The following is a 21,379-nucleotide window of genomic DNA, read 5'->3' on the forward strand; positions in this document are numbered from 1 at the left end:
CCGAAGCGCCATCCAGCGAAAGGACGTCCCATGGCATTCCAGCAGGGCCTGTCGGGCCTGAACGCGACGAGCAAGAACCTCGAGATCATCGGCAACAACGTCGCCAATGCGAGCACGTTCGGCTTCAAGGCCTCGCGCGCCGAGTTCTCCGACATGTACGCCGCCGCGCTCAACGGTGCGGGCGCGAACTCGATCGGCATCGGCGTCAACCTCGCCGCGGTCGCGCAGCAGTTCACGCAGGGCAACATCAGCGTGACCGAGAACGCGATGGACCTCGCGATCAACGGCGCCGGCTTCTTCCAGGTCACCGACGGCATCAACCCGGTGATGTACAGCCGCAACGGCCAGTTCAAGGTCGACCGTCAGGGCTACATCGTCAACAACCAGGGCCTTCAGCTGATGGGCTACCCGGCCGACGGCACCGGCGCGATCATGCCGGGCACGGCCGTGGCGCTGCAGCTGCCCACCGCGGGGGTCAACCCGCAGGCCACCGGCAGCATCGTGATCGAGTTCAACCTCGACTCGCGTTCCGGCCCGGTGGACACCGCGCCGGCCGTGAACTTCAGCGACCCGACGACGTACAACAACGCGACGTCGCTGACCGTCTACGACGCGCTCGGCCAGGACATCGCGCTGACCTACTACTTCCAGAAGGCCGACCCGTCGACCATCGTGCCGCCCGACCCGGTCGGCGTGACGCGCTGGAATGTGTTCGCGACCGCCAACGGCACGCCGCTCAACAGCACCGACCCCGACGACCCGGTGCCGGTCGCGCAGATGGTGTTCCCCGTCGACGGCACGCGCCCCGCGGTTCATCCGGTCGCCGCCGACGGCACGGTGGCGGCCACCCCGTCGGCCGACGGCACGGTGCCGCTGCCGATCGGGGTCACGACCAACCGCGCCGGTGCGCTGACGACACCGATCACGCCGACGCTCGACCTCGGCCGTGCGACGCAGTATGGCGCCGCGTTCGGCGTCACCAACCTGACGCAGGACGGCTACGCGCCGGGGCAGCTGTCGGGCATCACGATCGAGCCCAACGGCATCATCATGGCACGCTACAGCAACGGCCAGAGCCAGCCGGCGGGCCAGATCGAGCTGGCCTCGTTCCGCAACCCGCAGGGGCTGCAGCCGATGGGCAACAACGTCTGGGCGCGCACCTACACGTCGGGCGACCCGATCGTCGGCGTGCCCGGCGAGGGCAACATGGGCGTGCTGCAGGCCGGCGCGCTCGAGGAATCGAACGTCGACCTCACGGCCGAGCTGGTCAAGATGATCACCGCGCAGCGCATGTACCAGGCCAACGCGCAGACGATCAAGACGATGGACCAGGCGATGCAGTCGATCGTCAACCTGCGCTGACGGCCCCGTGCCACGCTGACGCCGACGGGAGCGCACGATGGACCGCATGATCTACCTCGCGATGTCGGGCGCGAAGGCGACGATGCAGCGCCAGGAGGTGCTCGCGCACAACCTGGCCAACGTGTCGACGACGGGCTTCCGCGCCGAGCTCGCGGCGTTCCGCGCCGTGCCGGTGCGCGGCGACGGGGCGTCGACGCGCGTCTACGCGCTCGAGTCGACGGTGGGCTACAACCCCGACCCCGGCGCGGTGCAGCCCACCGGGCGGCCGCTCGACATCGCGATGAAGGGCAACGCGTGGCTCGCGGTGCAGGCGCTCGACGGCACCGAGGCCTACACGCGCGCCGGCGCGCTCGACCTCGACGCCGAGGGCAACCTCGTGACCAAGAACGGCCACCCCGTCATCGGCGACGGCGGCCCGATCACGGTGCCGGCGGGCACGCGCGTCGCGATCGCGCCCGACGGCACCGTCAGCGCGAGCCGCGACGACGGCACCAGTGCCGTCGTCGGGCGGCTCAAGCTCGTGACGCCGGAGGCGCCGCTGCAGCGCGGCACCGACGGGCTGTTCCGCGCCGCCGACGGCGAACTGCCGGCCGACGCCAACGCGCGCGTGCAGGACGGCGCGCTCGAGGGCAGCAACGTCAGCGCCGTCGAGACGATGGTCGCGATGATCACCGCGGCGCGCCAGTTCGAGCACCAGATGAAGATGCTGCAGACCGCCGAGCGCCAGGAGCAGCAGGCGATGCGGCTGCTGACGCCCAACGGCATGTGAGCCGCCCGGACTCGCGACGTCGAGGCGCCCCGCGGGGCGCCTTTTTCGTGTCCGGGGCTTGCCGGAAATGGGCGGTCGGCTAAAATATTGACAACTAAAGCAATTCGGTGTGCGTTGCGGCGCGCCGATCGCGCGGGAGACCGGCATGAAGATCGTCTGCATCGGCGGCGGGCCCGCCGGCCTGTACTTCGGGCTGCTGATGAAGCGGCGTCACCCGGCGCACGAGATCGTCGTCGTCGAGCGCAACCGGCCCTACGACACCTTCGGCTGGGGTGTCGTGTTCTCCGACGCGACGATGGAGCACATGCGCCGCTGGGACCCCGAGACGGCGCGCGAGATCCAGCAGGCCTTCAACCACTGGGACGACATCGAGCTGCACTTCAAGGGTCGCGTGATCCGCTGCGGCGGCCACGGCTTCGTCGGCATCGGCCGCAAGAAGCTGCTCAACATCCTGCAGGCGCGCTGCGAGCAGCTCGGTGTCGAGCTGCGCTTCGAAAGCGAGGTCGACTCCGACGCCGACTTCCCCGACGCCGACCTGATCGTCGCCAGCGACGGCATCAACTCGAAGATCCGCACGAAGTACGCCGACGTCTTCCGGCCCGACATCGTCACGCGGCCCAACCGCTACATCTGGCTCGGCACGAACCGCCTGTACGACGCGTTCACGTTCCTGTTCGAGAAGACCGAGCACGGCTGGTTCCAGGCGCACATCTACAAGTTCGACGAGGCCACGAGCACCTTCATCGTCGAGTGCCCGGAGGACGTGTGGAAGGCGCATGGCCTGGACCGCGCCGACCCGCAGCAGTCGATCGCCTTCTGCGAGCAGCTGTTCGCCGCCAACCTGCAGGGCCACCGGCTGATGAGCAACGCGCGCCATCTGCGCGGCAGCGCGTGGCTGAACTTCCAGCGCGTCAAGTGCGAGAAGTGGTGGCACCACAACGGCCGCCAGCCGGTCGTGCTGATGGGCGACGCGGTGCACACCGCGCACTTCGCGATCGGCTCGGGCACCAAGCTCGCGATCGAGGACGTGATCGAGTTGACGGCACAGTTCGACGCCGCCGGCCACGACGCCGCGCACATCCCCGAGGTGCTCGAGCGCTACCAGGCACTGCGCGAGGTCGACGTGCTGCGGCTGCAGAACGCGGCGTGGAACGCGATGGAGTGGTTCGAGGTCGTCGGCCGGCGCTACGCCGACACGCTGCCGCCCGAGCAGTTCATGTACTCGATGCTCACGCGCAGCCAGCGCATCAGCCACGAGAACCTGCGCCTGCGCGACGCACGCTGGCTCGAGGGCTTCGAGCGCTGGTTCGCCCGCGGCGCCGGCGTCGAGGTGCCCGAGGGCACCCGCCCGCCGCCGCCGATGTTCACGCCGTACACGGTGCGGGGCGTCACGCTGAAGAACCGCGTCGTCGTCAGCCCGATGGCGCAGTACTCGGCGGTCGACGGCGTGCCGGGCGACTTCCACCTCGTGCACCTGGGTGCGCGCGCGCTCGGCGGCGCTGGCCTCGTGTTCGCCGAGATGACCTGCGTGAGCCCCGAGGGCCGCATCACGCCCGGCTGCCCGGGGCTGTACACCGCCGAGCAGGTGCGCGCGTGGAAGCGCATCGCCGACTTCATCCACACGCACACCGACGCGAAGTTCGGCATCCAGATCGGCCACAGCGGCGCCAAGGGGTCGACGCGCGTGCCTTGGGACGGCCCCGGGATGGACCACCCGCTGGCGGCGGGCAACTGGGAGATCGTCTCGGCGTCGCCGCAGCAGTACCTCGAAGGCGTCAGCCAGATCAGCCGTGGCATGACGCGCGCCGACATGGACCGCGTCACGGCGCAGTTCGTGCGCGCGGCCGAGGGCGCGGCCGAGGCCGGCGCCGACTGGCTCGAGCTGCACTGTGCGCACGGTTACCTGCTCTCCAGCTTCATCTCGCCGCTGACGAACCGCCGCGACGACGAGTACGGCGGCAGCCTCGCCAACCGGCTGCGCTACCCGCTCGAGGTGTTCCGCGCCGTGCGCGCGGTGTGGCCGCAGCACCTGCCGATCTCGGTGCGCATCTCGGCGCACGACTGGGTGCCCGGTGGCATCACGCCCGACGACGCGGTCGAGATCGCGAAGGCGTTCAAGGCCGCCGGCGCCGACATGATCGACTGCTCGAGCGGGCAGGTCAGCGCGAAGCAGAAGCCGGTGTACGGGCGCATGTACCAGACGCCGTTCGCCGACCGCATCCGCAACGAGGCCGGCATCGCGACGATCGCGGTCGGCGCGATCAGCGAGGCCGACCACGTCAACAGCATCGTCGCCGCCGGCCGCGCCGACCTGTGCGCCGTTGCGCGTCCGCACCTGGCCAACCCGGTGTGGACGCTGACCGAAGCGGCCAAGATCGGCTGGACCGGCGTCGCGTGGCCCAAGCCCTACCTCTCCGGCAAGGGGCAGATGGAAAGCCTGTTCGCGCGCGAGAAGGCGCAGGCCGCCGCGCCGGCCTTCAGGGAGCCGGCATGACGAGGCGTACCACCGCGCTGCGCCTGGCCGACGACCGCCTCGGCGCCGAGGCGCGCGCCGCCCACGACGACCACGTCGCGCTGCGGCTGTGGCTGCGGCTGCTTGCGTGCAGCAACGACATCGAACGCGAGATCCGCCGGCGGCTGCGTGCGCGCTTCGGCATCACGCTGGCGCGCTTCGACTACCTCGCGCAGCTGTACCGCCACCCGCAGGGCCTGCGGATGAACGCGCTGTCGAAGTACCTGATGGTCACCGGCGGCAACGTCACCGGGCTGACCGACGAACTCGAGAAGGACGGCTGGGTGCGGCGCGAGAGCGACCCCGACGACCGCCGCTCGTGGCGCGTCGCGCTGACGCCCGAGGGCGCGCGCTCGTTCGAGGCGATGGCGCGCGAACACGAGGGCTGGGTCGTCGAGCTGCTCGCGCCGCTCGACGACCGCGCCCAGCACCAGTTGCTCGACCTGCTGGGCCGGCTGCGGCTCGGCCTGCACCGAGAGGAGCCCACGCATGACTGACCGCAAGCCGCTCGACCCGGCGCTGGCCGCCGGCAACCGCCGCCCGCTCGGCGACTGGCGCGCGACGCACTTCGAATGGACAGTGGCCGAGCGCGTCGGCACGATCACGCTGAACCGTCCCGAGCGCAAGAACCCGCTGACGTTCGACAGCTACGCCGAGCTGCGCGACCTGTTCGTGCGGCTGCGTCACGCGAACGACGTGCACGCGATCGTGATCACCGGCGCCGGCGACAACTTCTGCTCCGGCGGCGACGTGCACGAGATCATCGGGCCGCTGATCGGCCTGCCCGCGCCCGAGCTGCTGATGTTCACGCGCATGACCGGCGACGTCGTCAAGGCGATGCGCCACTGCCCGCAGCCGATCGTCGCTGCCGTCGACGGCGTGTGCGCCGGCGCCGGCGCGATCCTCGCGATGGCCGCCGACATCCGCTTCGGCACGCCGCGCAGCAAGACGGCGTTCCTGTTCAACCGCGTCGGCCTGGCCGGCTGCGACATGGGCGCGTGCGCGCTGCTGCCGCGCATCGTCGGCCACGGCCGCGCGAGCGAGCTGCTCTACACCGGCCGTACCCTGCCCGGCGACGAGGCCTACCACTGGGGCTTCTTCAACCGCCTGTGCGCACCGGAAGACCTGCTGCGCGACGCGCACGCGCTGGCGCACGAGCTCGCGCATGGGCCCACCTTCGCCAACGGCATCACGAAGACGATGCTGCACCAGGAGTGGGACATGGGCATCGACGCCGCGATCGAGGCCGAGGCGCAGGCGCAGGCGATCTGCATGCTGACCGAGGACTTCGGCCGCGCGTACCGCGCGTTCGCGGCGAAGCAGAAACCCGTCTTCCAGGGCGACTGACGATGAGCCTGCACGACGACCTCGCCTGGCCGTTCTTCGACGAGCGCCACCGCGCGCTCGCGCGCGAGCTCGACGCCTGGTGTGCCGCGCACCTGCACGTCGACCATGGCGCCGACGTCGACGCGACGTGCCGTTCGCTCGTGCGCGCGCTGGGTGAGGCCGGCTGGCTGCGCCACGCGGTGGCGGGCACCGCGCACGGCGGGGCGGGCGAGGCGATCGACACGCGCACGATCTGCCTGATCCGCGACACGCTGGCGCGCCACGACGGGCTGGCCGATTTCGCGTTCGCGATGCAGGGCCTGGGCTCGGGGGCGATCTCGCTGGCCGGCACGCCGGCGCAGCGCGCCGCCGTGCTGCCGCGGGTGGCGCGCGGCGAGGCGATCGCCGCGTTCGCGCTGTCGGAGCCCGACGCCGGCAGCGACGTCGCGGCGCTGCAGTGCGCCGCGCGCGTCGAGGGTGACGTCGCGATCCTCGACGGCGAGAAGACGTGGATCAGCAACGGCGGCATCGCCGACGTCTACGTCGTCTTCGTGCGCACCGGCGAGGCGCCGGGCGCGCGCGGCATCTCGGCCTTCCTCGTCGAGGCCGGCACGCCGGGCTTCGAGATCGCCGAGCGCATCGACGTCATCGCGCCGCATCCGCTCGCGCGGCTGCGCTTCGCCGGCTGCCGCGTGCCGCTCGCGAACCGCATCGGCGCGGCGGGCGAGGGCTTCAAGATCGCGATGCGCACGCTCGACGTGTTCCGCACGTCGGTGGCCGCCGCCGCACTCGGCTTCGCGCGCCGCGCGCTCGACGAGGCGCTCGCGCGCGCGACGACGCGCCGGATGTTCGGCCAGACGCTCGCCGACTTCCAGCTCACGCAGGCGAAGCTCGCGCAGATGGCGACGACGATCGACAGCGCGTCGCTGCTGACCTACCGCGCCGCGTGGCAGCGCGACCAGGGCCGCGGCGTCACGAAGGAGGCGGCGATGGCCAAGATGGCCGCCACCGAGGGCGCGCAGCAGGTGATCGACGCCGCGTTGCAGATGTGGGGCGGGCTGGGCGTCACGCACGGCCAGACGGTCGAGCGGCTGTACCGCGAGATCCGCGCGCTGCGCATCTACGAGGGCGCGACCGAGGTGCAGCAGTTGATCATCGCGCGCGAACTGTTGAAGGCGCAGGCCCCGGCGCCAAAATCGGGGGCATGAGCAAGGCGTTCACGAAGGAATCCGACGCGCCCGCCGACGAGGACGACGACGTCGGCCTGCCGCCGCTGCCCGCCGGCGGCAAAAACTACATCACGCCGCAGGGCTACGCGGCGCTGCGCGCCGAGCTGCTGCACCTGCTCGACGTCGAGCGGCCGAAGGTCGTCGAGGCAGTGGCCTGGGCGGCGAGCAACGGTGACCGCAGCGAGAACGGCGACTACCTGTACGGCAAGAAGCGGCTGCGCGAGATCGACCGCCGCATCCGCTTCCTGACCAAGCGGCTCGACATCGCCGAAGTCGCCGACCCGTCGCTGCACCACGGCAGCGACCAGATCTTCTTCGGCGCGACGGTGACCTACGCAACCGCGAAGGGCGACGAGCGCACGATCACGATCAAGGGCATCGACGAGGCCGACAGCCTGAAGGGCGAGGTCAGCTGGATCGCGCCGATCGCGCGTGCGCTGCTGAAGGCGCGCGAGGGCGACGAGGTACAGCTCGTAACGCCGGGCGGCATCGAGACGATCGAGGTGCTGCGCGTCGAGTACCCGGCGCCGGCGCGCTGAGCCGCGCTCAGGGCTTGATGCGCTGCGCGCGCAGCACCGACGGTGCGCGCTTGAGCGCGCGCAGCACGTCGGCCAGGTGCAGGCGGTCGCGCACTGCGAGCAGCAGCTTGAGCTCGACCGTCTCGCCGGCCTTCTCGTCGCCCATCGCGATGTGCGTGATGTCGGCCTCGGCGCCGCTGATCGCGGAGGCCACGCGCGCGAGCACGCCCTTGCCGTTCTCGACCAGCACCTGCACGCCGGTCTCGAACGGCCGCGTCGGCTCTTCGGCCCACTCGACGGGCAGCCAGCGTTCGCTGTCGCGCTCCTTCAGGCGGCGTGCGACGCCACACTCGGCGGTGTGCACCGTCAGCCCCTCGCCGCGGCCGAGGTAGCCGACGATCGCGTCGCCCGGGATCGGCCGGCAGCAGGTGGCCATCTGCACCGACGCGCCCTCGCTGCCGTCGATCGTCACCAGGCCCTGTGTCGGCGCGTTGTCGTCGCTGGCATAGCGGCCCAGCGTCAGCGTCACGGCGTCGGGGCGCGCGCCGCGCTCGGCGAGCAGCTGCGCGACGCGCTTGGCGACGATGGTCGCGATCTTGCGCCCCTGGCCGATGTCGGTCATCAGCTCGGCGCGGTGGCGGTTGCCCGCCCAGCGTGCGACCTGCTGCCACAGCGCAGCGGCGTCCTCGTCGGCGGGGTCGGCCGACGGCATCGGCAGACCCTCGGCGCGCAGCGCCTGCGCGAGCAGCTTCTCGCCCAGCGCGCGCGCCTCTTCGGCCTCCATTGTCTTCAGGTGGTGGCGGATCTTGCTGCGCGCGCGGCCGGTGCGCACGAAGTTCAGCCACGCCGGGTTCGGCTTCGCGTTGGGCGCTGTGACGATCTCGACGACGTCGCCGCTCTTGAGCTCGGTGCGCAGCGCGACCGCCTCGCCGTTGACCTTGGCCGCCACCGTGTGGTGGCCGACGTCGGAGTGGATCGCATACGCGAAGTCCACCGGCGTGGCGCCGCGCGGCAGCGCGAGGATCTTGCTCTTGGGCGTGAAGACGTAGACCGCGTCGGGGTAGAGGTCGACCTTGACGTGCTCGAGGAACTCGGCCGCATCGCGCGTCTCGTCCTGGATGTCGAGCAGGCTCTGCAGCCAGATCGTGCCCAGCCGCTGCGCTTCCTTCGGGTCGCGCACGTCCTTGGCCTTGTACATCCAGTGCGCGGCGATGCCGGCCTCGGCGACCGCGTGCATCGCCTCGGTGCGGATCTGGAACTCGATCGCGGTGCCGAGCGGGCTGACCAGCGTCGTGTGCAGCGACTGGTAGCCGTTGGCCTTCGGGATCGCGATGTAGTCCTTGAAGCGGCCTGGCACCGGCTTGTAGAGCTGGTGCAGCACGCCCAGCGCGGTGTAGCACTCGAGCACGTCGCCGACGACGATGCGAAAGCCGAAGATGTCGTTGACCTGCGCGAAGCTGGTGTGCTTCTCGCGCATCTTGCGGTAGATCGAGTAGATCGTCTTCTCGCGCCCGGCGATCTGCACCTTCATGCGTGCCGCGGCGAAGGCGCGTCCGACGTCCTTGTGCACGCGATCGACGAGGTCGCGCCGGTAGCCGCGCGAGCGCTGCACGGCCTTCGACAGCACCGCGTGCCGCCAAGGGTGCAGGTGCTCGAACGACAGCTCCTGCAGCTCGCGGTAGGTCTGGTTCAGACCCAGACGGTGCGCGATCGGCGCGTAGATCTCGAGCGTCTCGCGCGCGATGCGCCCGCGCTTGGCCGGCGCCATCGCATTCATCGTGCGCATGTTGTGCAGCCGGTCGGCGAGCTTGACGAGGATCACGCGCACGTCGCGCGCCATCGCCAGCAGCATCTTGCGAAACGACTCGGCCTGCGACTCCTCGCGCGTGTTGAACTGCAGCTTGTCGAGCTTGGTCAGTCCGTCGACGAGGTCGGCGGTGGCGGCGCCGAAGCGCTCGATCAGCTCGGCCTTGCCGACGCCGCAGTCCTCCATCGCGTCGTGCATCAGCGCGGCCATGATGGCCTGCGCGTCGAGCTTCCAGTCGGCGCACAGCCCGGCCACCGCGAGCGGGTGCGTGATGTAGGGCTCGCCGCTGGCGCGGAACTGCCCGAGGTGCGCCTCGTCGGCGAACTTGTAGGCCTCGCGCACCTGCTTCAGCTCGGCCTTCGAGAGGTAGCCGAGCTTGTCGGCCAGCGCGGCGAAGGTGGCTGCCTCGGGAGCAGCAGGCTGCTCGGCGGCCTTGCCCAGCGCGAAGCGCGGCAACCCCGTCAGCGCGGAGGGCAGCAGTTCGGCGGCCAGCGACCGGATCCCCATGCCCCAATTTAGCAGGCTGCGGCCGCACGCGCCTCGCACGGGTGTCCGGCGGGGCGCACAGCGCCGCGCGAGAACGACGAAGGGCGCCCGCAGGCGCCCTTCGTCGTGGAGTTGGACGCGCGCCAGCTCAGATCGGCACGCGGCGCAGCATCTCGAGGCCGATCTCGCCGGCGGCGATCTCGCGCAGTGCCGTCACGCCGGGCTTGTTCTTCGTCTCGATTTTCGGCGCGTGGCCGTGGCTGAGCATGCGCGCGCGGTACGTGGCGGCGAGCACCAGCTGGAAGCGGTTCGGGATCTTCTGCAGGCAGTCTTCGACGGTGATGCGGGCCATGGCGGTGCGACGGGGTCAGATCAGGTCGAGCGCGGCGAACACCTGCGACTTGTTGCGCTTTTGCGCCGCGTACTTCAGGCGCTGCGAGTGCACGACCGTCTTGAGGTCGAACAGCGCCGTTTCGAACAGGGCATTGATTATCACATAGTCGAAGTGCCGCGCCTGCGCGACCTCGGTGCGCGCGTTGGCCATGCGCTGCTCGATGACGTCGGGGCCGTCCTCGCCGCGGCGCAGCAGGCGCTGGCGCAGCTCGTCCCAGCTCGGCGGCAGGATGAAGATCAGCACCGCGTGCGCGAACAGCTGCTTGATCTGCAGCGCGCCCTGCCAGTCGATCTCGAGGATCACGTCATCGCCGGCCTTCAGCCGCTGCTGCAGCTCGACGCGCGACGTGCCGTACAGGTTGCCGTGCACCTGCGCCCACTCGAAGAACTCGCCGCGCTCGACCATGCCGCGGAACGTCGCCTCGTCGACGAAGTGGTACTCGCGCCCGTCGCGTTCCTGGCCGCGCGGTGCGCGCGTCGTGTGCGACACCGACACCGACAGGTGCGCGTCGAGCTCGAGCAGCGCCTTCACGAGGCTCGACTTGCCGGCGCCGCTGGGTGCGGCGACGACGAACAGGTTGCCCGGGGTCTCGCTCGGGGAGGGGTCCATCGCCGTCACTCCAGGTTCTGCACCTGCTCGCGCATCTGCTCGATCGCGACCTTCATCTCGACCGCGATCGCGGTCAGCTCGAGCGCAGCCGACTTCGAGCCGAGCGTGTTGGCCTCGCGCTGCAGCTCCTGGATCAGGAAGTCCAGCCGCTTGCCGACCTCGCCGCCCTTGGCGAGCAGGCGCTCGATCTCGTCGAGGTGCGCGCGCAGCCGCGCGAGCTCCTCGGCGACGTCGATGCGCAGCGCGTACGCCGCCGCCTCGTTGAGCGCGCGCTCGCGCAGGGCCTGCTCGCCGATGCTGGCGGCCGCGCCGGTGGCCTGCAGCGCCTCGTGCCAGCGCTCGACGAAGCGCTGCTGCTGGCGCTGCACGACGGCGGGCACCAGCGGCTCGGCCTGTGCCGCGAGTTCGCGCAGCCGCGCGACGCGTTCGGCGAGCACCGCGGCCAGACGCGCGCCTTCGCGCTCGCGCGCGGCGCGCAGCGACGCAATCGCGCGGTCGGCCGCGTCGAGCACGGCGTCGTCGGCGCGCGCGGTGGCGCTGGCGCTGCGGCACCACTGCAGGGCCTCGTGCGTCGACAGCGGCGCGGCCTTCGGCAGCCACGACTGCACCTGCGACTCGAGCTGCGACAGGCGGTGCAGTTGGTCGGCGGTGGGCTGCGGCCACGCGTCGGCCTCGTCGCGCGCGCTGCTGAGCCGCAGTTCGATCTTGCCGCGGCGGAACGCGCCGGCCAGGCGCTCGCGCAGCGCCGCCTCGAGCCCGCGCCATTCGTCGGGCAGGCGGAACGAGAGGTCGAGAAAGCGGCTGTTGACCGACCGTAATTCGACCGTCAGCGCCGCCGCCGTGGGCCCAGAATCCGCCCCGGAAACGGCCCTTGTCGCGGCACTGGCGTAGCCGGTCATGCTGTAGACTGACATCGCGCTATCGCCTTGCAAAACTCGATTATGTCAAAGCCCAAACCCGCCCCGTTGCCGGCAGGCACCGTGGTCGGCGGCTACCAGATCGTCAAGAAGCTGGCGGCCGGTGGTTTTGGCGTGGTCTACCTCGCCGAGGACGAGAACGGCCACCTGGTGGCGATCAAGGAGTACCTGCCCGCGTCGCTGGCCGAACGCGACCCCGGCGAACTGGTGCCGCGCGTCAAGCCCGACAAGCTGCCGCTGTACCGCCTGGGCCTGAAGAGCTTCTTCGAGGAAGGGCGCTCGCTCGCGCAGATCAGTCACCCGAGCGTCGTCTCGGTGCTGAACTTCTTCCGCGAGAACGAGACCGTCTACATGGTGATGAACTACCTGCAGGGCGACACGCTGCAGGACTTCATCGTCACCGCGCGCGACTTGAAGCGCGACAAGGTGTTCCGCGAGAGCACGATCCGCTCGCTGTTCGACGAGATCCTGCGCGGGCTGCGCATCGTGCACCAGCACAAGATGCTGCACCTGGACATCAAGCCGGCGAACATCTTCATCACCAACGACAACAAGGCGGTGATGCTCGACTTCGGCGCCGCGCGCGAGGTGCTGAGCAAGGAGGGCAACTTCATCCGCCCGATGTACACGCCCGGCTTCGCCGCGCCCGAGATGTACAAGCGCGACGGCGCGCTGGGGCCGTGGACCGACATCTACGCGATCGGCGCGTGCATCTACGCGTGCATGCAGGGCTACCCGCCGAACGACGCGCCGCAGCGCCTCGAGAAGGACCGCCTCGCGCTGAGCCTGTCGCGGCTGCGCAATGTGTACTCCGACAACCTGATCGAGGTCACCGAGTGGTGCATGTCGCTCGACTCGCTGTCGCGCCCGCAGAGCGTGTTCGCGCTGCAGAAGGAGCTCGCGCGCGAGACCGAGCGCCGCTACACCAAGCTGAGCTTTTCCGAGCGGCTGAAGCTGCAGCTCGAGAACCTCAAGTCGGGCGCCAAGCCTTGATGCGCGCGGACCTCGCCGCCACCGCCTGACGCCGATGCGCTTCGCCGTCTACCAGGTCAGCCGCAAGGGCGGACGCGAGAAGAACGAAGACCGCATGGGCTACTGCTACACGCGCGAGTCGGGCCTGTTCGCGCTCGCCGACGGCATGGGCGGTCACCCCGAGGGCGAGGTCGCCTCGCAGCTCGCGCTGCAGACGCTGGCCGCGCGCTTCCAGCACGACGCCAAGCCGCGCCTGGCCGACCCGCAGCTGTTCCTGCGCGAAGGCATCCTCGCCGCGCACCGCGAGCTGCTGCGCTACGCGCAGCGGCGCGCGCTGCCCGACACGCCGCGCACGACGGTCGTCGCCTGCGTGCTGCAGGACGGCGCGCTGTGGTGGGCGCACTGCGGCGACTCGAGGCTGTACGTCGTGCGCGACGGCGCGCTCGTGGCGCGCACGCGCGACCACTCCTACGCCGAGCTGCACGAGGCGCTGACGCTGTCGACGACGGTCACGCCGTTCGGGCGCAACGTGCTGTTCACGTGCCTGGGCAGCCCGAGCGAGCCGATGGTCGACGCCGCCGGGCCGCTGCGCCTGCACGGCGGCGACCGCATCCTGCTGTGCTCCGACGGGCTGTGGGGCAACGTCGCCGACGCCGAGATCGCGGCGCAGCTCGGCCGCGGCACGATCTCGCACTCGGTGCCCGACCTCGTCGAGGCCGCGCTGCGCGAAGGCGGTACGAAGTGCGACAACGTCACCGCGATCGCCGTCGAGTGGGAAGGCGGCGACGACGCCGACGCGGTGTCGACGCAGGCGCTCGGCGAGGACCTGTTCGCGTCGAGCATCCAGACCGCGGCGCTCGGCGACGCGGCGGCCGACGATCTCGACGACGCCGAGATCGAGCGTTCGATCCAGGAGATCAACGAGGCGATCCGGCGCTCGGCCGAGAAGCGACACTGAGGCCGGCGGCCTGGGCCGCCGGTGTTTGCGTTCCCGAGAGGTTTTCGATGACTTTCATGCGCACCCACGGGCGTGCCGCCGACGCGCTGCGTCCGGTCTCGCTGCAGCGGCACTACACGCGCCACGCCGAGGGTTCGGTGCTGGTGTCGTTCGGCGACACCCGGGTGCTGTGCACCGCGTCGGTCGACGAGAAGGTGCCGCCGCACAAGCGCGGCAGCGGCGAGGGCTGGGTCACCGCCGAGTACGGCATGCTGCCGCGCAGCACGCACACGCGAAGCGACCGCGAGGCCGCGCGCGGCAAGCAAAGTGGCCGCACGCAGGAGATCCAGCGCCTGATCGGGCGCTCGCTGCGCGCCGTCTTCGACCTCGCGGTGCTCGGCGAGCGCAGCATCATCGTCGACTGCGACGTGATCCAGGCCGACGGCGGCACGCGCACCGCGGCGATCACCGGCGCCTTCGTCGCCGCGCACGACGCCGTCACGTGGCTGCAGCGCGAAGGCCGCATCGAGCGCTCGCCGATCCGCGACCACGTCGCCGCGGTGTCGGTGGGCATCGTCGAGGGCACGCCGCTGCTCGACCTCGAGTACGTCGAGGACGTCGCCTGCGACACCGACATGAACGTCGTGATGACCGGCAGCGGCGGCTTCGTCGAGGTGCAGGGCACCGCCGAGGGCGTGCCGTTCACGCGCGCCGAGATGGACCGCATGCTCGCGCTCGCCGCGCACGGCATCGCCGAGCTCGTCGCGCGGCAGCGCGCCGCGCTGGCCGGCTGACGGGGGCACGATGCGGCTGGTGCTGGCGTCGAACAACGCGAAGAAGCTCGCCGAGCTGCGCGCGCTGTTCGCCGATCTGCCGCTCGAGCTCGTCGCGCAGGGCGCGCTCGGCATCGCCGAGGCCGACGAGCCGCACGCGACCTTCGTCGAGAACGCGCTGGCCAAGGCCAGGCACGCGGCGCGCGCCGCCGGCGGCGCGGCGATCGCCGACGACTCGGGGCTGTGCGTCGACGCGCTCGGCGGTGCGCCGGGCGTCGTCTCGGCGCACTATGCGCCGGTCGCGCTGCCGCCGGGCGACCGCGAGGCGCAGCGCCGCGTGCAGGACGAGGCCAACAACGCGCGCCTGCTGCGCGAGCTCGACGGCGTGGCCGACCGGCGCGCGCGCTTCGTCAGCACGCTGGTCGCGCTGCGCCACGCCGACGACCCCGAGCCGCTCGTCGCGTTAGGCCGCTGGGACGGCGTCGTGCTCGACGCGCCGCGCGGCGCCGGCGGCTTCGGCTACGACCCGCTGCTGTACATCCCCGAGCTCGGCGCCACGGTGGCCGAACTCGACGCGGCGACGAAGAACCGCGCGAGCCACCGCGCCCGCGCCGCGGCTGCGATGCGCGAGCTGCTGCGCCAGGCCTGGCATCTTGGCTGAGCAGGTCGTTCGGCTGCGCCGCCGCGGCGACGTCGCGCTCGCCGCGCTGCCGCCACTGGCGCTGTACGTGCACCTGCCGTGGTGCCTGAAGAAGTGCCCCTACTGCGACTTCAATTCGCACGAGCTGACCCCCAGGCTCGCTGCGCTCCCTGCCGGGCGCCAGAGTCGCCCGGCCTTCGGGCCGTCCGGGTCCGCGCAGGCGGACCCGGAGCCGCGGCCCTCTGTCCCCCGAGGGGGCTCGCCGCGGACCGGGGAACCCGGATCCGCGTCGGTCTCGCTCGGCGAACCCCTCTTCGAGGCGTATGTCGATGCGCTCGTCGCCGATCTCGAGGCGTCGCTGCCGCTGGTGTGGGGCCGGCGCGTCGTCAGCGTGTTCGTCGGCGGCGGCACGCCGAGCCTGTTCCCGCCGGCGGCGATCGACCGCCTGCTCGCCGCGGTGCGCGCGCGACTGCCGCTCGAGCCGGGCTGCGAGGTCACGCTCGAGGCCAACCCGGGCACCTTCGAGCGCGAGCGCTTCCGCGCGTACCGCGACGCCGGCGTCACGCGGCTGTCGATCGGGGTGCAGAGCTTCGACGACGCGCTGCTCGCGCGCATCGGCCGCGTGCACGACGCGCGCCAGGCGATCGCCGCCGCCGAGGAGGCGGCGCGCACGTTCGACACCTTCAACCTCGACCTGATGTACGCGCTGCCGGGGCAGACGCCGGCGATGCTCGAGCGCGACCTCGCGCAGGCGCTCGCGTTCACGCCGCCGCACCTGTCGGTCTACCACCTGACGCTCGAGCCGAACACGCGGTTCGCGACGCGCCCGCCCGAGGGCCTGCCCGACGACGACACGGCCAGCGAGATGCTCGACGCGATCGTCGCGCGCACTGCCGCGGCCGGACTCGAGCGCTACGAGGTGTCGGCCTTCGCGCGGCCCGGCCACCGCTGCGTGCACAACCTCAACTACTGGCGCTTCGGCGACTACCTGGGGCTCGGCGCCGGCGCGCACGGCAAGCTCAGCTTCCCCGATCGCATCGTGCGCCAGGTGCGCTGGCGCGACCCGGCGACGTACCTGCAGCGCGCGCGCGAAGGCCGCGCCGTGTCGAACGAGCACGCCGTCGGTGCCGACGAGCTGCCGTTCGAGTTCGTGCTCAACGCGCTGCGGCTGCGCGAGGGGTTCACGCTCGCGCTGTTTGCCGAGCGCACCGGCCTCGCACCGTCGGTGATCGACGACGCGCTGCGCGCGGCGGCCGCGCGCGGGCTGCTCGAGCGCGACGGCCACGCGGTGCGCGCGACGCCGCTGGGCTTCGACTTCCTGTCGGACCTGCAGGCGATGTTCCTGCCCGCGGCGTCGGGCGATTGGCTCAAACCCGGTTGAGCGCCATCCCGGCGGTCGCGCGCAGCCGCTCGATCAGGCGCGGCGCGATCTGCGCGAGCGGCAGCACCTCGTTGGCGGCGCCGGCGGCGATCGCCTCGCGCGGCATCCCGAAGACGACGCAGCTTGCCTCGTCCTGGCAGATGTTCCACGCGCCGGCGTCGCGCATCGCGCGCATCGCCTTCGCGCCGTCGCCGCCCATGCCGGTGAGCATCACGCCGAACGCGTTGGGGCCGACGACGCGCGCCGCCGACTCGAACAGCACCTCGACCGACGGCTTGTGGCGGTTGACCGGCTCGCCGTCGCGCACACGCGCGACGTAGTTCGCGCCCGAGCGCTCGACCGACAAATGCAGCCCGCCGGGCGCGATGTAGGCGTGGCCGGGCAGCACGCGCTCGCCGTCGGTGGCTTCCTTGACGCGGATGCGGCACAGACCGTCCAGACGCGCCGCGTAGCTGCGCGTGAAGCCCGGCGGCATGTGCTGCGTGATGACCACCGCCGGGAAGTCGGGCGGCAGCTGCACCAGCACCTCTTTCGTCGCCTCGGTGCCGCCGGTGGACGCGCCGATGAAGACGATCTTCTCGGTCGACAGCCGGCCCATGGCCTTGACCGGCGGTGCGCTGCCCGGCGCGGCAGCGCCGTGCGCAGGACGCTCGGGCGCCGGTGGCGCGCGGCGCACCTGCGCGCGCGCGGCGGTGCGGATCTTGTCGGTGATGTCGTGCGCGAGCTGGTGCAGCCCGTCGGCGATGCCGATCTTCGGCTTGGCGACGAAGTCGACCGCGCCGAGCTCGAGCGCGCGCAGCGTCGTCTCGGCGCCGCGCTCGGTCAGCGTCGAGACCATCACGACCGGCATCGGGCGCAGCCGCATCAGGCGCGCGAGGAAGTCGAGACCGTCCATGCGCGGCATCTCGACGTCGAGCGTGATCACGTCGGGATTCAGATTGCGGATCGTCTCGCGCGCGGTCAGCGGGTCGGCGGCCGTGCCGACGCACGTCATGTCGGGTTCGCGGTTGATGATCTCGGACAGCAGCGAGCGCACCAGTGCCGAGTCGTCGACCACCACCACGCGGATCTTGGACATCGTCGCGGTCCCTCAGAACAGGTCCACCGAGCCGGCGCCCGAGGCCGGCGGCACGACGCGCTGCGCGGCCAGGCGCTCCTCGCGCACGACGGCGTCGGCGCTGGCCGGCGCCAGGCGCTTGACCATCGCCTTGCCGCTGGCCGGCAGGAAGCACACCTTGCGCGGGTAGACGTCCATCACGTCCTTGCTGACGACGGCGATGCGCTCGGTCTTCAGGTAGTCGAGCACGAACTGCGTGTTGCGCTCGCCGACGTTGAGGCTCGTCATGCCGCTGATCACCGCGCCGCCGCCGAAGACCTTGGCCTCCATCGTCGCGCGCGTGGCGCCGCGCTTGACGAGCTCGTTGATCAGCAGCTCCATCGCGTAGGAGCCGTAGCGCCCGCTGGCGTCGCCGCCGCTGCCGACGTCGGGCAGCATGAAGTGGTTCATGCCGCCGATGCGGCGCTCGCGGTCCCACAGGCACGCGGCGATGCACGAGCCCAGCGTCGTCATGATCAGCACGTCGTCGTCGTGGACGAAGAACTCGCCGGGCAGCACCTTGACGGCGGCGTTGCCGAAGTACGCGTCGTGATAGAAGAACGAGGCCTCACCCGGGCGCCGCGGCCGCGCGCGCAGCTGCTCGAGCCGCCGTTGCGCGACGGCGGCAGCTGGCGCCGGGGCCGGGGCGGGACGGGCGATCGCGGTGCTCATCGTGCGCCTCAGACGCGTTCGTAGACCGTCTTGCCGCGCAGCCGGAACAGGTCGCGCGACTCGTTGAAGTTCTCGGAGTGGCCGACGAACAGCAGCCCGCCGGGCTTGATCACGCCGTGCATGCGCTCGAGCACGCGCCGCTGCGTCGGCGCGTCGAAATAGATCATCACGTTGCGGCAGAACACGAGGTCGAACGGCTCGCCGAGCGACCACACCGGCTCCATCAGGTTGAAGCGCCGCCACTGGATCGTGCGCGCGAGCTCGGGCTTGACGCGGATGCGCCCGCTGTTGGGGCCGGTGCCGCGCAGGAAGTGGCGCTTCAGGCGTTCGGGCGTCAGGCCGCGCGCACCCTCGTCGTAGACGCCGCGCTGCGCGGTCGCGAGCACGCGCGTGTCGATGTCGCTGGCCAGGATCGTCGCGCGCGCGCCGGCGAGCGTCTCGGCGGCGACCATCGCGATCGAGTACGGCTCCTCGCCGGTGGACGCTGCGCTGCACCAGATCCGCCACGGGTGCTGCGGCCGCGCCCGCAGCTCGTCGGCGAGGACGTCGAAGTGGTGCGCCTCGCGGAAGAACGAGGTCAGGTTCGTCGTCAGGCAGTTGATGAACTCCTGCCACTCGGCGTCGCCGGCGGCGCCGGTGTGCTGCTCGAGCCAGCCGAGGTAGCTCGAGAAGCTCGGGTGGCCGGTCTCGCGCAGCCGCCGCGACAGCCGGCTGTAGACCATCGCCTGCTTGCCGGCGTGCAGGCTGATGCCCGCGCGCTGGTGGATCAGGCGCCGCACGCGTTCGAAGTCGTTCGCACTGAACGCGAACTCGGCGTCGAGGCGGTCGACGAGGGACGGAGTCTGCATCGGGATCGTGGTCGTCGGTGGCCGCCGGTGGCAGCACGTGTTGCGGTGGCAGTGTGCCGGCGGCGCGGCGCGGGCGAGCGGGCGAACAGCGCGGCCTTCGCCCGGCTGATCGGGCCGGCGGGCGGTGCGCGCTGGCTACACTGCCGGCTGATCCCATCGCCTGCCACCTGCACCGCTGCGCTTGGATGCTCCCGACGCCCGCCGCGCCGACGCCGCCCTGAGCGAGGTCACGGCGGCGCTCGACCTGCGCGCAGCGCTGCAGCTGGTCGCGCAGTCGGGGCGCACGCTGCCCGAGCCGCGCGGCGCCGCGCCGTGGCTGCAGGCGCTGATCGACGCGCTGTGCGAACTGTCGAGCCGCGACCCGCTGACCGGGCTCGCGAACCGGCGCCAGTTCGAGCTGGCGCTGGCGCAGGAGCTGGGCCGCGTCGCGCGCTCGGGCGACCCGTCGCTGCTGCTGACGCTGGACATCGACCACTTCAAGCGCATCAACGACACGCACGGCCACGCGGCCGGCGACGCCGTGCTGAAGGCGGTCGCGGCGCGGCTGCTCGAGTGCGTGCGGCCGATGGACACCGTCGCGCGTGTCGGCGGCGAGGAGTTCGCAATCGTGCTGCCGCACTGCTCGCCGAGCTTCGGCCCGACGGTGGCCGAGCGCATTCGCCGGCGCATCGAGGCGCAGCACATCGCGCTGCCCGACGGCCGCGAGATCAGCGTGACCGTCAGCCTCGGCGGCGCGTTCGCGCCGCCGTGGGTGCGCTCGACGCCGGCGCTGTGGCTCGAGCGTGCCGACCAGCAGCTCTACCGCGCGAAGGCCGAAGGGCGCAACCGCGCGTGCTTCGAGCCGGTGACGCAGGTCGAGGTCAGCGCCGAGGAACGGGGGATGCTGTTCAGCGCCCCGATGCCGTTGCAGGACTTGGAATGACCGACCCGAACGCAGTCGCCCGCCGCGCCGTCGTCACCGCGATCACCAGCGGCAAGGGTGGCGTGGGCAAGACCTTCGTCAGCGCCAACCTCGCCGCGTCGCTCGCGGCCGCCGGCGAGCGCGTGCTGGTGCTCGACGCCGACCTCGGGCTGGCCAACCTCGACGTCGTGCTCAACCTCGCGCCCAGGGTCACGCTGCACGACGTGATCGCCGGGCGCGCGGCGCTCGACGACGCGCTGGTCGACGCGCCGGGCGGCTTCACGGTGCTGCCTGCCGGCTCGGGGCTGGTCGAGTACTCGCGGCTGACCGCCGACGTGCGCGACCGCCTGCGCCAGGTCGTCGACGAGCTGCGCCCGCGCTACGACCGCGTGCTGCTCGACACCGGCGCCGGGATCTCCGACGTCGTGCTCTACACGGTGTCGCTGGCCGACGAGGTGCTCGTCGTCGCGACGCCCGAGCCGACGTCGCTGACCGACGCCTACGCGACGATCAAGGTGCTGGCGACGACGCAGGGGCGGCAGCACGTGCGGCTCGTCGTCAACCAGGCCACGGGCGCGGGCGACGGGCGGCGCGTGTGCGCGCAGCTGCAGCGCGTCGTCGCGCGCTACGTCGATCCGGCGGTCGGGCAGGCGGTGCACATCGAATTGGTCGGCGAGGTGCCCGACGACGCGTCGGTGCGCGAAGCGGTGCTGCGGCGCGAGCTGCTCGTCGAGGTGTTCCCGGGCTGCGCGGCCGCGCAGGCGCTCGCTGCGGCCGCGGCGAGAATGCGCGCATGACGCCGCCGACCGACGACGACACCCCGGCCACCGAAGGCGCGACCGCGTTCGACCTCGTCGGCGGCGAGCCGGGCGTGCGCGCGCTCGTCGACCGCTTCTACGACCTGATGGACCTCGAGCCGGCGTATGCCGGCATCCGCAGGCTGCACCCGACGACGCTCGACGACTCGCGCGACAAGCTGTTCTGGTTCCTGTGCGGCTGGCTCGGCGGGCCGAACCACTACGTCGAGCGCTTCGGCCACCCGCGGCTGCGCGCGCGGCACCTGCCGTACCCGATCGGCATCGCCGAGCGCGACCAGTGGCTGGCGTGCATGCAGCAGGCGATGCGCGAGCAGGGCCTGCCCGACGCGCTGTCGCAGCGCCTGGCGGCGGCGTTCTTCAACACCGCGGACTGGATGCGCAACCGCGGCGGCTGAGCGCCGCGGGCGCGCGC

22 protein-coding genes are annotated in these 21,379 nt (G+C 71.7%); 15 read left to right on the top strand and 7 right to left on the bottom strand.

Annotated elements, in window-relative coordinates; all coding sequences use genetic code 11:
- The first annotated feature begins 30 nt into the window (after positions 1 to 30).
- The 7 genes from flgE (at position 31) to greB (ending at position 7,737) form a co-directional block, all read left to right on the top strand.
- Entirely contained in the window at positions 31 to 1,362 is a 1,332-nt protein-coding gene (gene flgE, locus DRV96_RS12870; RefSeq protein ID WP_119291722.1) for a flagellar hook protein FlgE, read from the top strand.
- Positions 1,363 to 1,399: 37 nt separating this feature from the next.
- On the top strand, positions 1,400 to 2,131 hold the full coding sequence (flgF, locus tag DRV96_RS12875) for a flagellar basal-body rod protein FlgF (protein WP_119291725.1): 732 nt from the start codon (positions 1,400 to 1,402) through the stop codon (positions 2,129 to 2,131).
- A gap of 145 nt (positions 2,132 to 2,276) precedes the next feature.
- Positions 2,277 to 4,625 (top strand): bifunctional salicylyl-CoA 5-hydroxylase/oxidoreductase, encoded by a 2,349-nt coding sequence (locus DRV96_RS12880; protein ID WP_119291792.1) that lies wholly within the window; start codon positions 2,277 to 2,279, stop codon positions 4,623 to 4,625.
- A complete protein-coding gene (locus tag DRV96_RS12885; RefSeq protein ID WP_119291728.1) occupies positions 4,622 to 5,140 on the top strand; it encodes a MarR family transcriptional regulator in 519 nt (172 codons plus the stop codon). The genes DRV96_RS12880 and DRV96_RS12885 overlap by 4 nt, the downstream gene beginning before the upstream one ends.
- Entirely contained in the window at positions 5,133 to 5,990 is an 858-nt protein-coding gene (locus DRV96_RS12890; RefSeq protein ID WP_119291730.1) for an enoyl-CoA hydratase family protein, read from the top strand. The genes DRV96_RS12885 and DRV96_RS12890 overlap by 8 nt, the downstream gene beginning before the upstream one ends.
- Before the next feature lie 2 nt (positions 5,991 to 5,992).
- Complete coding sequence (locus tag DRV96_RS12895) at positions 5,993 to 7,177, top strand: acyl-CoA dehydrogenase family protein (protein WP_119291732.1); 1,185 nt, start codon at positions 5,993 to 5,995, stop codon at positions 7,175 to 7,177.
- Positions 7,174 to 7,737, top strand: a complete 564-nt coding sequence (gene greB, locus DRV96_RS12900; RefSeq protein ID WP_119291735.1) for a transcription elongation factor GreB — start codon at positions 7,174 to 7,176, stop codon at positions 7,735 to 7,737. Before DRV96_RS12895 ends, greB begins: the two co-directional genes overlap by 4 nt.
- A 7-nt stretch (positions 7,738 to 7,744) precedes the next feature.
- Here greB and DRV96_RS12905 read toward each other — a convergent pair whose 3' ends face one another.
- From DRV96_RS12905 to DRV96_RS12920, 4 genes are all read right to left on the bottom strand, one after another.
- Positions 7,745 to 10,030, bottom strand: a complete 2,286-nt coding sequence (locus DRV96_RS12905) for a RelA/SpoT family protein (RefSeq protein WP_119291737.1) — start codon at positions 10,028 to 10,030, stop codon at positions 7,745 to 7,747.
- Positions 10,031 to 10,157: 127 nt separating this feature from the next.
- Complete coding sequence (gene rpoZ, locus DRV96_RS12910) at positions 10,158 to 10,361, bottom strand: DNA-directed RNA polymerase subunit omega (protein ID WP_119291739.1); 204 nt, start codon at positions 10,359 to 10,361, stop codon at positions 10,158 to 10,160.
- Between the two features lie 15 nt (positions 10,362 to 10,376).
- Positions 10,377 to 11,012 (bottom strand): guanylate kinase, encoded by a 636-nt coding sequence (gene gmk / locus DRV96_RS12915; RefSeq protein WP_119291741.1) that lies wholly within the window; start codon positions 11,010 to 11,012, stop codon positions 10,377 to 10,379.
- Between the two features lie 5 nt (positions 11,013 to 11,017).
- The gene (locus DRV96_RS12920) at positions 11,018 to 11,926 is read right to left on the bottom strand and encodes a YicC/YloC family endoribonuclease (protein WP_119291743.1); all 909 of its coding nucleotides are present in this window, start codon (positions 11,924 to 11,926) and stop codon (positions 11,018 to 11,020) included.
- 27 nt (positions 11,927 to 11,953) lie between these two features.
- Here DRV96_RS12920 and DRV96_RS12925 point away from each other — a divergent pair, with 27 nt between their 5' ends.
- From DRV96_RS12925 to hemW, 5 genes are read left to right on the top strand one after another with little or no spacing between them, the layout of a single operon-like run.
- Positions 11,954 to 12,922: a serine/threonine protein kinase gene (locus tag DRV96_RS12925; RefSeq protein WP_119291745.1), complete on the top strand. Its 969-nt coding sequence runs from the start codon at positions 11,954 to 11,956 to the stop codon at positions 12,920 to 12,922.
- Between the two features lie 34 nt (positions 12,923 to 12,956).
- Entirely contained in the window at positions 12,957 to 13,859 is a 903-nt protein-coding gene (locus DRV96_RS12930; protein WP_119291747.1) for a PP2C family protein-serine/threonine phosphatase, read from the top strand.
- Between the two features lie 47 nt (positions 13,860 to 13,906).
- Positions 13,907 to 14,632 (top strand): ribonuclease PH, encoded by a 726-nt coding sequence (rph, locus tag DRV96_RS12935; RefSeq protein WP_119291749.1) that lies wholly within the window; start codon positions 13,907 to 13,909, stop codon positions 14,630 to 14,632.
- Positions 14,633 to 14,642: 10 nt separating this feature from the next.
- Positions 14,643 to 15,272, top strand: a complete 630-nt coding sequence (rdgB, locus tag DRV96_RS12940) for an RdgB/HAM1 family non-canonical purine NTP pyrophosphatase (RefSeq protein WP_119291752.1) — start codon at positions 14,643 to 14,645, stop codon at positions 15,270 to 15,272.
- Positions 15,265 to 16,632 (top strand): radical SAM family heme chaperone HemW, encoded by a 1,368-nt coding sequence (hemW, locus tag DRV96_RS12945; protein ID WP_235823392.1) that lies wholly within the window; start codon positions 15,265 to 15,267, stop codon positions 16,630 to 16,632. Before rdgB ends, hemW begins: the two co-directional genes overlap by 8 nt.
- Here the strand turns inward: hemW and DRV96_RS12950 are convergent.
- Genes DRV96_RS12950 through DRV96_RS12960 form a run of 3 tightly spaced genes read right to left on the bottom strand, consistent with a single transcriptional unit; the run spans position 16,619 to position 19,248 of the window.
- Positions 16,619 to 17,710 carry a protein-glutamate methylesterase/protein-glutamine glutaminase gene (locus DRV96_RS12950; protein WP_119291758.1) on the bottom strand — a complete coding sequence of 364 codons (1,092 nt, stop codon included), beginning with the start codon at positions 17,708 to 17,710 and terminating at the stop codon, positions 16,619 to 16,621. The genes hemW and DRV96_RS12950 overlap by 14 nt on opposite strands.
- Before the next feature lie 12 nt (positions 17,711 to 17,722).
- Positions 17,723 to 18,400 (bottom strand): chemoreceptor glutamine deamidase CheD, encoded by a 678-nt coding sequence (cheD, locus tag DRV96_RS12955; RefSeq protein ID WP_119291760.1) that lies wholly within the window; start codon positions 18,398 to 18,400, stop codon positions 17,723 to 17,725.
- Between the two features lie 8 nt (positions 18,401 to 18,408).
- Entirely contained in the window at positions 18,409 to 19,248 is an 840-nt protein-coding gene (locus tag DRV96_RS12960) for a CheR family methyltransferase (protein WP_119291762.1), read from the bottom strand.
- A 181-nt stretch (positions 19,249 to 19,429) separates the two neighbouring features.
- Between DRV96_RS12960 and DRV96_RS12965 the strand changes: the two genes are divergently transcribed.
- From DRV96_RS12965 to DRV96_RS12975, 3 genes are read left to right on the top strand one after another with little or no spacing between them, the layout of a single operon-like run.
- Positions 19,430 to 20,170 carry a GGDEF domain-containing protein gene (locus DRV96_RS12965; RefSeq protein WP_419187055.1) on the top strand — a complete coding sequence of 247 codons (741 nt, stop codon included), beginning with the start codon at positions 19,430 to 19,432 and terminating at the stop codon, positions 20,168 to 20,170.
- Positions 20,167 to 20,946: a MinD/ParA family protein gene (locus DRV96_RS12970; protein WP_119291764.1), complete on the top strand. Its 780-nt coding sequence runs from the start codon at positions 20,167 to 20,169 to the stop codon at positions 20,944 to 20,946. The genes DRV96_RS12965 and DRV96_RS12970 overlap by 4 nt, the downstream gene beginning before the upstream one ends.
- Positions 20,943 to 21,362, top strand: a complete 420-nt coding sequence (locus DRV96_RS12975; protein ID WP_119291766.1) for a group II truncated hemoglobin — start codon at positions 20,943 to 20,945, stop codon at positions 21,360 to 21,362. Before DRV96_RS12970 ends, DRV96_RS12975 begins: the two co-directional genes overlap by 4 nt.
- The last annotated feature ends 17 nt before the right edge of the window (positions 21,363 to 21,379 follow it).

The sequence above is a fragment of the Azohydromonas sediminis genome (genome assembly GCF_003574675.1).
GTDB lineage: Bacteria > Pseudomonadota > Gammaproteobacteria > Burkholderiales > Burkholderiaceae_C > Calidifontimicrobium > Calidifontimicrobium sediminis.

What these genes read in the sequence shown, in the direction of transcription:
- greB (WP_119291735.1), top strand. Translation starts at nt 7,174, where the DNA reads ATGAGCAAGGCGTTCACGAAGGAATCCGACGCGCCCGCCGACGAGGAC.
- DRV96_RS12890 (WP_119291730.1), top strand. Translation starts at nt 5,133, where the DNA reads ATGACTGACCGCAAGCCGCTCGACCCGGCGCTGGCCGCCGGCAACCGC.
- rdgB (WP_119291752.1), top strand. Translation starts at nt 14,643, where the DNA reads ATGCGGCTGGTGCTGGCGTCGAACAACGCGAAGAAGCTCGCCGAGCTG.
- DRV96_RS12960 (WP_119291762.1), bottom strand. Translation starts at nt 19,248, where the DNA reads ATGCAGACTCCGTCCCTCGTCGACCGCCTCGACGCCGAGTTCGCGTTC.
- DRV96_RS12970 (WP_119291764.1), top strand. Translation starts at nt 20,167, where the DNA reads ATGACCGACCCGAACGCAGTCGCCCGCCGCGCCGTCGTCACCGCGATC.
- rpoZ (WP_119291739.1), bottom strand. Translation starts at nt 10,361, where the DNA reads ATGGCCCGCATCACCGTCGAAGACTGCCTGCAGAAGATCCCGAACCGC.
- DRV96_RS12880 (WP_119291792.1), top strand. Translation starts at nt 2,277, where the DNA reads ATGAAGATCGTCTGCATCGGCGGCGGGCCCGCCGGCCTGTACTTCGGG.
- cheD (WP_119291760.1), bottom strand. Translation starts at nt 18,400, where the DNA reads ATGAGCACCGCGATCGCCCGTCCCGCCCCGGCCCCGGCGCCAGCTGCC.
- flgE (WP_119291722.1), top strand. Translation starts at nt 31, where the DNA reads ATGGCATTCCAGCAGGGCCTGTCGGGCCTGAACGCGACGAGCAAGAAC.
- DRV96_RS12920 (WP_119291743.1), bottom strand. Translation starts at nt 11,926, where the DNA reads ATGTCAGTCTACAGCATGACCGGCTACGCCAGTGCCGCGACAAGGGCC.
- DRV96_RS12975 (WP_119291766.1), top strand. Translation starts at nt 20,943, where the DNA reads ATGACGCCGCCGACCGACGACGACACCCCGGCCACCGAAGGCGCGACC.
- DRV96_RS12950 (WP_119291758.1), bottom strand. Translation starts at nt 17,710, where the DNA reads ATGTCCAAGATCCGCGTGGTGGTGGTCGACGACTCGGCACTGGTGCGC.
- rph (WP_119291749.1), top strand. Translation starts at nt 13,907, where the DNA reads ATGACTTTCATGCGCACCCACGGGCGTGCCGCCGACGCGCTGCGTCCG.
- DRV96_RS12895 (WP_119291732.1), top strand. Translation starts at nt 5,993, where the DNA reads ATGAGCCTGCACGACGACCTCGCCTGGCCGTTCTTCGACGAGCGCCAC.
- DRV96_RS12905 (WP_119291737.1), bottom strand. Translation starts at nt 10,030, where the DNA reads ATGGGGATCCGGTCGCTGGCCGCCGAACTGCTGCCCTCCGCGCTGACG.
- DRV96_RS12930 (WP_119291747.1), top strand. Translation starts at nt 12,957, where the DNA reads ATGCGCTTCGCCGTCTACCAGGTCAGCCGCAAGGGCGGACGCGAGAAG.
- gmk (WP_119291741.1), bottom strand. Translation starts at nt 11,012, where the DNA reads ATGGACCCCTCCCCGAGCGAGACCCCGGGCAACCTGTTCGTCGTCGCC.
- DRV96_RS12925 (WP_119291745.1), top strand. Translation starts at nt 11,954, where the DNA reads ATGTCAAAGCCCAAACCCGCCCCGTTGCCGGCAGGCACCGTGGTCGGC.
- flgF (WP_119291725.1), top strand. Translation starts at nt 1,400, where the DNA reads ATGGACCGCATGATCTACCTCGCGATGTCGGGCGCGAAGGCGACGATG.
- DRV96_RS12885 (WP_119291728.1), top strand. Translation starts at nt 4,622, where the DNA reads ATGACGAGGCGTACCACCGCGCTGCGCCTGGCCGACGACCGCCTCGGC.